At 67.8% G+C, this 2811-nt stretch carries 2 protein-coding genes; one reads left to right on the forward strand and one right to left on the reverse strand.

What is annotated here, in order from left to right; translation table 11 throughout:
* The first annotated feature begins 345 nt into the window (after positions 1–345).
* Entirely contained in the window at positions 346–1071 is a 726-nt protein-coding gene (locus tag C446_RS03170) for a DUF6735 family protein (RefSeq protein WP_006671618.1), read from the forward strand.
* An 84-nt stretch (positions 1072–1155) separates the two neighbouring features.
* Here C446_RS03170 and C446_RS03175 read toward each other — a convergent pair.
* Positions 1156–2811, reverse strand: a 1656-nt coding sequence (locus C446_RS03175) for a MutS-related protein (protein ID WP_006671619.1), incomplete at its 5' end; no start/stop codon positions are given.

The raw sequence follows: 2811 nt of genomic DNA on the forward strand, positions 1-2811 counted from the left end.
CGAAGACGACGGCGTCGTACTCCGTATCCGGTTCCATTCGATGTCGAGACGATCTACGTGGTGGGGGGTTTTCGGGGTTGTGCTCGCCGTCCGACGGCGGTCGCTTCGAGGTCCGCACGCTTTCACCCACAAGTTCAAGTACGGGCATCGGACCAAAGCCGGCGATGCATCCCGACCGCACCGACGACACGGCCGTCGATCGTCCCGTGGATCGTTTCGGCGCGTCCCGACTGCGGCAGCGATCGCCCGCCTTGACTGGTAAATCTCGCGGCCGGCACCGACGGGGACCGAGACGAACCGAACCCGACCTCGACTTCGATCTCGACACCGAGTCCGGAGGCAAGGATGGGACATAGAGCCCTCGTCGCCTACCGTCGTCCGGATCGCCTCTACGACCTGCGATACAGCCACTGGGGCGGTGACGACCTCTCGCTTGGCGACGACATCCGCGACCGGACGCCGCTCGCGGACGGCGCAGTCGACGCCGGACTCCTCGCGGACTCGATCGCGCGCGAACGCATCCTCACGGACTTCCTCGACCCATGTATCTACGAGGCACTGTACCTCGTCGATCCGGGACGGAGCTACGCGGTCGAATCCTACCGCGTCTGCTGGCTCGAGTGGGGCGACGGCCGCGAAAGCGGCCGGGGCGCGATCATCGGCGCAGACGGAGCGGACGACCCCCACGTACGAATCTGGTTCCGGGCGACGAAGACGACTCTCGCTGACGCGATCGAGATGGGTGCGCTCTCGCGGCGGGCAGCCCAGGCGTATCTCGAGGCGCGGGTCTGTGAAGATCGGAACGGAACGGTCTATACGTACGTCGACGGGAGTCCACGAGACCGAGAGTCGAACCGCGAGCCAGGGGGTGTCGGCACCGACCCGGTCGGCACGACCAGAGACGGGTGGTTGGGCGGGCAAAACGACGACTCCGAGTCCGGGAGCGGTGGTGGCACGGACCGAGACCCGTCCCCCGATTTTGGTTTCGGCCCGTTCGTCCCCGATGGGTCGGAAAACGAGGACGACGGTGAGGGCCGTGACGAACGCGACGGTGGAGACGGCACGAACTGAGCGAAGATTGAGCCCTCGAGCCCTCGAGCCCTCGAGACAGCACAGCTCGCGATCGAAGCCACCACCCGTGTTCGGCCGCTCAAGTCAGTCCGTTCCGCTCTCGCCGGTCCAGCGTGCGTCCGCGAGCGTTCGCTGGATCACGTCGTTGCCGACCGCTTCGCCCAGCGTCTCGAAGCCCGCCCGCTCGCTGCGGTCGTCGGCGTTTGCGACCAGCCGCGAGACGATAAACTCCGGCGTCGACCGACCCACCGTGTCGAACCGGGGCTGGTAGTCGACGCGCAACTCGAGGTCGGGGTCGAGTCCCTCCGCGAAAATCCCGTCGACGCGGGCTTCCGGCGGCAGTGGCTCGAGGTCGTCCGCGAGGTGGGTGACGAACACACCCATCGCATCGCGGTCGACGGTCAGGGTGACCAGTCCGTGCAACAGGTCCGCGGCGCTTCCCGGTTCGGTGATCGCCTCGAACTCGTCGACTAGCATCAGCGTCCGTCCGCCCGAAGTCAGCGGCGGCACGATCGAACGCAGCGTCGACTCGAGGACGCCGGCGTTGAAACTCGCGTGCCGGCGGTGGAAGACCAGCGAGTCGACGGGCGTGACTTCGGCCTGGTCGGCCGGAACGGGCAGTCCCATCGACGCCAGCAGGACGACCTGACACAGCGTCTCGAGCAGCGTCGTCTTCCCGCCGCTGTTGGCTCCGGTGAGAACGGCGACGCGTTCACTACCGGGTAGCTCGAGGTCGGGATCGATGTCGATCTCGTCCGGTACCGACGCCACACCGTGCTCGCCGAGCGCGTAGGTGACGGGCTGGACGGACTCGTCGTCGCGAGCCGCCAGCGTGAGGTTCCGGGCGTTGACGACCGAGACGGTAGGGGTTCCGTCCCCGTCGGGATCGACGAACGAGGGGCGTGAACAGTCGTACTCGAGTGCGAACCGTGCAAGCGAGAGTTGGAGGGCAACGTCGTCGACGGCCTCGACGGCTCGATCGACGGCCTCGCGGGCCGCCGTGAGCGTCTCGTCATAGTCGGCGGCGACGGTCTCCTCGCGCTCGTCGATCGATGCGGTAAGCTCCGTCCGGAGTGACCGCAGCGTTTCGCCGACGAAATCGGTGGCGTCGGTGGCGTCGGTCGGCATCGCCGTGCGCACGCGGTCGATCGTCACGTCGGTCTCCGACAGCAGGTAATCCTCGAAGGCCGTCCGAAACTCCGTGACATCGCGGACCCCGTCGGCACGTAGCTCTTCGATCACCTCGAGGGCGTTTGCGTCTACGTCTTCGACCGCACCCAGGGTCTCCCGCAGGCGGTCGAGTTCGTCATCGGCCCCGTCCCGGACGCGCAGACGGCTCGGGTCGGCATCGCTGTCGTACCCCTCGAGCGCTGCGAGGGCCTCTGCAGCCCCCTCGAGCGTCTCGCGCTCGAGGTCGGCGATCGCGGCGAACGGGCCGGAATCGACGCCGGCTTCGAGCAAGGCGAGTGCAGCGTCCACGGCAGCCCGTTCGCTCCCTTCGCGCTCGTCGTACCTGTCGTAGGCCGCGAGCACGGCCTCGCGATCGTCCTCGGACAGCGCCGCCCAGGCGTCCCGGGCTGCGAGCACGTCGTCGAGACGGTTCTCCATCGCCTCACGGGTAGACAACGGCGTCAGTACCCGAATCCGATCGGCCGCCCGCCGCGTGACGGCGTGCTCGCTTGCCAACTCGAGCAGAGCCTTGTACGCCGACCGCGCGTCGCTGGTCGCCAGCGTGTCGAT

It is taken from the genome of Halobiforma nitratireducens JCM 10879, from assembly GCF_000337895.1.
GTDB classification, from domain to species: Archaea; Halobacteriota; Halobacteria; order Halobacteriales; family Natrialbaceae; genus Natronobacterium; species Natronobacterium nitratireducens.

Bases quoted from the DNA above. Each gene is read 5' to 3' on its own strand.
- C446_RS03170 (WP_006671618.1), top strand. From the start codon at position 346: ATGGGACATAGAGCCCTCGTCGCCTACCGTCGTCCGGATCGCCTCTAC.